Source organism: Halomonas sp. (assembly GCF_052095765.1).
Lineage (GTDB): Bacteria > Pseudomonadota > Gammaproteobacteria > Pseudomonadales > Halomonadaceae > Halomonas.
The window spans coordinates 1-6,403 of sequence record NZ_JBQDJZ010000115.1 but is presented as its reverse complement, the minus strand read 5'-3'; the positions used below and the strand labels follow the sequence as shown (position 1 = coordinate 6,403).

At 57.5% G+C, this 6,403-nt stretch carries 6 protein-coding genes; 3 read left to right on the top strand and 3 right to left on the bottom strand.

The genetic code is table 11. The features are described 5' to 3' along the window. From ACTH3D_RS11995 to rmuC, 3 genes are all read right to left on the bottom strand, one after another. The coding region (locus tag ACTH3D_RS11995; protein WP_441667359.1) for an ABC transporter ATP-binding protein at positions 1-429 on the bottom strand (429 nt) is incomplete at its 3' end. Then, positions 426-1,547 carry an MlaE family ABC transporter permease gene (locus ACTH3D_RS11990; protein WP_441667358.1) on the bottom strand — a complete coding sequence of 374 codons (1,122 nt, stop codon included), beginning with the start codon at positions 1,545-1,547 and terminating at the stop codon, positions 426-428. The genes ACTH3D_RS11990 and ACTH3D_RS11995, both read right to left, overlap by 4 nt. A 127-nt stretch (positions 1,548-1,674) precedes the next feature. Next, a complete protein-coding gene (gene rmuC, locus ACTH3D_RS11985) occupies positions 1,675-3,135 on the bottom strand; it encodes a DNA recombination protein RmuC (protein ID WP_441667357.1) in 1,461 nt (486 codons plus the stop codon). Between the two features lie 219 nt (positions 3,136-3,354). Here rmuC and dnaX point away from each other — a divergent pair, with 219 nt between their 5' ends. The 3 genes from dnaX to recR all read left to right on the top strand — a co-directional run. Further along, a complete protein-coding gene (gene dnaX / locus ACTH3D_RS11980; protein ID WP_441667356.1) occupies positions 3,355-5,343 on the top strand; it encodes a DNA polymerase III subunit gamma/tau in 1,989 nt (662 codons plus the stop codon). A 92-nt stretch (positions 5,344-5,435) separates the two neighbouring features. Next, on the top strand, positions 5,436-5,762 hold the full coding sequence (locus tag ACTH3D_RS11975; RefSeq protein WP_441667355.1) for a YbaB/EbfC family nucleoid-associated protein: 327 nt from the start codon (positions 5,436-5,438) through the stop codon (positions 5,760-5,762). Between the two features lie 66 nt (positions 5,763-5,828). Then, on the top strand, positions 5,829-6,403 hold a 575-nt coding region (gene recR, locus ACTH3D_RS11970; RefSeq protein WP_441667353.1), incomplete at its 3' end, for a recombination mediator RecR.

Below are 6,403 nucleotides of genomic sequence, written 5' to 3'. Positions count from 1 at the left end.
CAGCTCTGACGGCATCTTGGTGGCGGCGTCGGGAGGCAAGCCGGCCAATGACAATTTGAGGCGTGCCAGAGACTCTGCCTCGCCACGGCTGAGTCCGATGTGTTCAATCAATGGCAGGGCAACGTTTTCCTGCAGGTTCAGTGAGCTGAACAGAGCACCTTGCTGAAACAGTACGCCGAAACGTCGCTCGACTTGTGAGCGCTCAGCATCGGGTAAGGACAGCAGCGGTTTACCAAACATTTCAATGCTGCCGGCATAGGGCTTAATCAGACCCACGATGCTGCGTAGCAAAACCGACTTGCCGGTACCTGAACCACCAACAACGCCGAGGATCTCACCACGAAACAGATCCAGGTCGAGGTTTTCATGTACTTGATGTGTGCCAAAGCGATTGTCCAGGTCGCGAATGCGAATAACCGACTCAGTCACCAGCCCATCTCCATCAGAAACAGTGCTGCCAGAGCGTCGAGCAGTATTACCATGAAAATCGACTGAACTACGCTTGACGTTGTGTGTTCACCGACCGACTGTGCGCTGCCGCTGACCTTGAAACCTTCTAAGCAGCCGATGACTGCTACGACAAAAGCAAATATTGGCGCTTTGGCAATCCCTACAATGTAGTTATTTACTCCGATGTTATTGGTCAGGATGGTGGTGAACTGCAGCAGTGAAATATCCAGAGCCACTAGGCACACCAAGGCGCCACCCATCAAGCCGCACAGCATGCCAACAAACGTTAGGATCGGCAGGGCAATAGTCATCGCGAGCACGCGTGGCAACACCAGTAATTCCATGGGAGGTAGGCCGATAGAGCTCAGTGCGTCGAGCTCTTCATTCGCCTTCATGGAGCCGATCTGTGCGGTAAAGGCACTAGCCGTTCGCCCAGCCAGCATGATGGCGGCCAGAAGTACGCCAAATTCGCGTAGGAAAGCAAAAGCGACTAGATCGACGGTATAAATGGTGGCGCCAAAGTCAGCAAGTACCGTGGCGCCTAGAAAGGCAACAACAGCACCGACCATGAAGGTCAGTAGGGCAACGATTGGTAAGGCATTGAGGCCAGTTTGCTGGAGTTGTGCAACAACTGAGGTAAGACGCCAGCGAGAAGGCCGCCAAATGGTGCTGGCAAACCCAGCCAACACTTGGCCGATAAAGCTCAGTAATAAAACCTGTTGCTGATACAGTTGGATGACATGTTCGCCTATGCCATCAAGCCAATGCAGTACGCGTTGTGTCTCAGCTGGTGCGGGGCCAGCCATGTTATTCATGGCCTCGCCGACTGTACGTAATAGTTCACGGCGAGGCTGAGGAAGGGCGCTGCCCCAGTGATCAATATCCACGAGCTGTTCTGGGCCAACCAATGTACCCAGCACCTTGGCGCCAGAGGTGTCTAGCGCACCGATGCCGCTCAGGTCGAGCTGTTGGGTGTCCAGCGTTTTGTCAGCGGTTAATTGGCGCAGGCGTTGGTAATGTGCCAACGTCCAATCGCCAACAGCGCGTAGCTGGCCGCTGTCCTCGATAAGGTCACCTTGTGTTGCAGCGTTTGTCATGGAGAAGTGAATACCCAAGGCTGATGCAATGTGAAGCTGTTCAGTATCGCTGGGACCAGCAGTAAAATAGCGGCTTTGAGTGTATCAGCCAAGGCTGTTGTTTGTCGCCAAAAGGGGACAAGCTAGGCTATTCGTTGTGACGGCTCAGTTCCAACTGAGCGCGCTCAACCAGCTCCGGTGGTAACTCTTTACGCACGGAAACCCCGAGTTCGCGAAACTCGTCGGCCTGTTTGATCAGGTTGCCCTTGCCATCCATGAGTTGGCCCATGGCTTTATCGTAGCTGTTGCGTGCGCCATCCAGGCGTTTGCCGACGTCCTGCATGCTCTCAAGAAAGCCGCGCAGCTTGGTGTGTAATCGCTCTGCCCGCCGCGCCAGCTCGATGCTGTGGCGGCTCTGGTCCTCGTGGCGCCATAGTTGGCGAACGATATTAAGGCTGGTGAGAAGCGTGGTTGGCGTAGCCACCAGCACGTTGCGCTCGATAGCGCGCTGAAACAGGCTTTCATCATGCTGCATGGCGGCCACGTAGGCGGACTCTACTGGGATAAACATGATCACGACGTCGGGCGAGTTCAGACCGGGCAGGTCGTAGTAATGTTTGTCGGCAAGTTCATTGATACGGTCAGACACAGCCTGGCTGTGCTCGGCCAGTGCCAGACTCCGGCTTAGTTCGTCATCAGCATTGACGTAGCGGACGTAGGCCACCAGAGAGGTCTTGGCATCAATGACCAGGTGGCGGTTGCGCGGCATATAGACAATCGCATCCGGGCGGCGGCGGCCGTCTTCGGTATTGAAGCTGGGTTCGCGGCGGTAGTCTGTGCCAGCGCGTAGACCGGAGCCCTCCAGAACGTTTTCCAGCATCAGCTCACCCCAGTTCCCCTGGATCTTCTTCTGGCCCTGTAAAGCATCGCTGAGCCGGCTGGCCTGATTAGTGATCTCGCGGTTGAGCTGCTGGAGCATCTGCAACTCGGTACGCAGGCTGGCGTGCTGCTGGGTGTCCTGATGATGCAGCCGCTCAATCTTTTCGCGAAAGCCTTGAATCTCGCTGTGGATGGGCTTGAGCAGGCCGTTGATATTTTTTTCCGACATCTCGCCAAACGCTTTGCCTTTCTGTTCAAGCACCTCATTGGCCAGGTTGGCGAACTCCTGTCTGAGCTGGGCGCGGTGGGCATCAAGTTGCTCGTGCTGCTGTCTGAAGTGGGCTTCTTTCTGCTCAAGGGTGGTCGTCAGGCGCTGGTATTCCTGGCTGAGGGTCTGATAACGCCCGCGAAGCGTTTCCAGTGCCTGGCTGGTATCGGACAGCTGTTCACGTAACACACTGGCTTGTTGTTGATGATGCTCTTTGAGCAGCTGCTCGCTACGTTCCTTGCCGTGCAGTGCTTCATTCAGGCTGGCAAGGCTGGCGTCGCGCTCGGAAAGGGCGCTTCGCCATTGCTCGATCCGAGCGTTGTGCTCGCTATCCTGCGCGGCCCGCTTGCGCTGGGCGTGAACCAGCGTGAGTAACCAGCCACACAACCCGCCGATCAGCCATGCTAAAAAGGCCGGCAGGTAGGGAGTCAGGTGCGTCAAGGCATCGGTGTTGAACGTCATCGAACAGTATCCAGCTGGGTTTACAAAGCCAAGCCACATGATACGCACTGATCTGTACAAATAACCAGCCCGGGCTGCCTGCGGCGGCGGCGGTGCCTTTGCGCCACGCGCCCCAGTCGGTAGAATGAACGGGCTTTGCTTACCCGCTATGGTGTGCTTGTTTGCCAGGGGTTTGCTATTCGGCTTGCCACCTACCCAGCTGCAAGGATTCTGCGCCCCATGAGTTATCAGGTTCTGGCCCGTAAGTGGCGACCGCGTACTTTTCGCGAACTGGTTGGACAGGACCACGTGCAGCGTGCGTTGGTCAATGCTCTGGATCAGGGGCGCTTGCACCATGCTTACCTGTTTACCGGAACGCGCGGCGTTGGCAAGACAACCCTGGCGAGAATTCTTGCCAAGTGCCTCAACTGCACCGCCGGCGGAAAAGGCGATGAGGGTGTTACCTCCACACCCTGCGGAGAGTGTCCGAATTGTCAGGCTATTGACCAGGGGCGCTTTGTTGACCTGATCGAAGTGGACGCAGCTTCGCGCACTAAGGTGGAAGATACTCGCGAACTGCTCGACAACGTGCAGTATCTGCCTACCCAGGGGCGATACAAGGTATACCTGATTGACGAAGTCCACATGCTCTCGACCAGCAGCTTCAACGCGCTGCTCAAGACCCTGGAAGAGCCGCCGCCCCATGTGAAGTTTCTGCTGGCAACCACTGATCCGCAAAAGCTTCCGGCGACGGTGTTGTCGCGCTGCCTGCAGTTTACGCTCAAGCATATGCCGCCAGAGAAGGTGGTTGGGCATCTTTCACAGGTGCTTGAAGCCGAGCAGATTCCGTTCGAGGAAAGCGCGCTTTGGTTGTTGGGCAAGGCCGCCGACGGCTCGATGCGTGATGCCATGAGCCTGACCGATCAGGCCATTGCCTTTGGCCAAGGCGAGATTCACCACGCCGATGTTGCCGCCATGCTGGGGACCTTGGATCATCGTCATGTGTTGGCGCTGATTGAGGCGTTGGCCAGCACCGATGCTGCCATGCTGCTCGCCGAAGTGGCTCGGCTGGCTGAGCAGGGGCCGGATTTCGCCGGCGTGCTGGACGATGTGACTGGCGTGTTGCACCGCCTGGCGGTTGCCCAGATGGTGCCCGAGGCGGTGGATAACAGCCACGGTGACCGTGATGAGCTGCTGGCGCTGGCGGCACGCTTTACCGCTGAAGATATTCAGTTGTATTACCAGATTGGCGTGCAGGGGCGTGGCGACATGGCCCATGCGCCGGACTTGCGCAGCGCGCTTGAAATGACGCTGCTTCGCATGCTGGCGTTTCGCCCTCAGGGCGTGCCCAAGCCAGCGGATACACCGCTGCCCATGCGCGGCGAAGGCGGGAGTGCTGGTAGTAGCCCCGGGGAGAGCAAGGGCCCTTCTGAGAGTGGTAGCCAGTCGCAGAGCCATCGCGTCGACCCCACTCCGGCAACTGAAATGGTGCCAGAGCCAGAAATAACGCCAGAGTCAGAGCAGACAGCACAGCCAGAGCCCGCAGCACAGTCGGAAACGCAGACAGGTACTGATCCGCATTCGCTGCCGCCTTGGGTGGAGCAGCCCTCTGATGACGATCAGGATGGTTATCAGGAGGGGCATAAGGAAATAGCGGATAGTGTTTTTAATAATAGGTCTGCCGCTGAGCCTGAAGCGACGATTCAGCCCAAGACTGCCCCTGAATCTAAGCCGCAGCCTGAAGCTGATCTTCAGCCAATAACACGGTCCGAAGTACAACCAGAAACACAGCCGCAGCCAATACCTGATACTGATTCCGGGCCGCCCGAAAGCGCGCGCCTCGACCATGCACAGTGGCTTGCTCTGTTTGAGTCGCTGGGCCTGACCGGTCTGACGCGTAACCTGGCGGCGCATTGTGTGGTCGCGAGTGATGATGGTAGCCGTGTTTTGCTTAAACTGAGCCAGAAGGTCTCGGCGATGCGCGCTGAGGTCCATGAGCGCCGTATCCAGAAGGCGTTGAGTGAGGCCGGATATCCTCGTCAGCTGGTGGTGGATGAGGGTGAGTTGCCCGACAATGTGCAGACTCCCCAGCAGCAAGCAGAGCGTGTGGCTGCCGAGCGCCACGCTTGGGCACTTGACGCGCTGCGTAACGACCCCCATGTACAACAGCTCAAGGATACGTTCGGCGCCAGGATTGAAGAGTCCTCGGTGCAGCCGGTGTCGCACTAGCCGGTTTGTTTTTCGCCGACACTGGTATCTCCCGCTTTATGATCTTTATGACGATTCACTAACCGATACGACTTACTGATGAGGATAGCGCCATGCTCAAGGGTGGAATGGGTAACATGATGAAGCAGGCTCAGGAAATGCAGGAAAAAATGCAGAAGGCTCAGGAAGAGATCGCCAAGGCCGAGGTACTGGGTGAAGCGGGTGCGGGGATGATCAAGATCACCATGAATGGTCGCCACGACGTTCTCAGTGTCTCGATTGATCCAAGCGTTATGGAGGAAGACAAGGAGCTGCTCGAGGACTTGCTGGCAGCAGCCGTCAATGACGCGGTGCGCAAGGTAGAGCAGAATTCGCGTCAGCAGATGGAACAGGCTACCTCAGGCTTGAATCTGCCGCCCGGCTTCAAGATGCCGTTCTGATGGATCAGCCATGCGACACTACGTTCACTGTGATGAGCAGGCCAGGAAGATGAATAGGTCTGTGCGATGAGTTTTTCCCCCCTGGTGGATCGCCTAATCGATTCGTTGCGTATTCTACCGGGCGTCGGCCCTAAAACTGCGCAGCGCATGGCACTGCATCTGCTGGAGCGGGAGCGCAGCGGTGGTCAGCGCTTGACTGAGGTGCTGGGGCTGGCACTGGAGCAGGTGGGCTATTGCCAGCGTTGTCGCACGCTTACCGAAGAAGATCTCTGCGCACTGTGTGCCGATCCACGTCGTGATGACAGCCTGCTGTGTGTGGTTGAGTCGCCGGCCGATCAGCTGGCTATCGAGGATGCCGGCGGCTTTCGCGGGCGCTATTTCGTGTTGCACGGCCATTTGTCGCCGCTGGATGGTATCGGCCCAGAGGATGTGGGTATCGAACAGCTGGAAGCGCGTATTGGCCAAGGCAATGTTGAGGAAGTGGTGCTGGCCACCAACCCGACGGTTGAGGGTGAAGCCACGGCCCACTACATTGCTATGCTGCTGGCCTCCAGTGGGATCAAGCTGTCACGGCTGGCCTATGGTGTGCCCATGGGCGGTGAGCTGGAGTATGTCGATGGCGGGACCCTGAGTCGTGCCTT

Excerpts from the sequence above, each read along its gene's own strand:
- ACTH3D_RS11990 (WP_441667358.1), bottom strand. The coding sequence starts at position 1,547 with ATGACAAACGCTGCAACACAAGGTGACCTTATCGAGGACAGCGGCCAG.
- rmuC (WP_441667357.1), bottom strand. The coding sequence starts at position 3,135 with ATGACGTTCAACACCGATGCCTTGACGCACCTGACTCCCTACCTGCCG.
- dnaX (WP_441667356.1), top strand. The coding sequence starts at position 3,355 with ATGAGTTATCAGGTTCTGGCCCGTAAGTGGCGACCGCGTACTTTTCGC.
- ACTH3D_RS11975 (WP_441667355.1), top strand. The coding sequence starts at position 5,436 with ATGCTCAAGGGTGGAATGGGTAACATGATGAAGCAGGCTCAGGAAATG.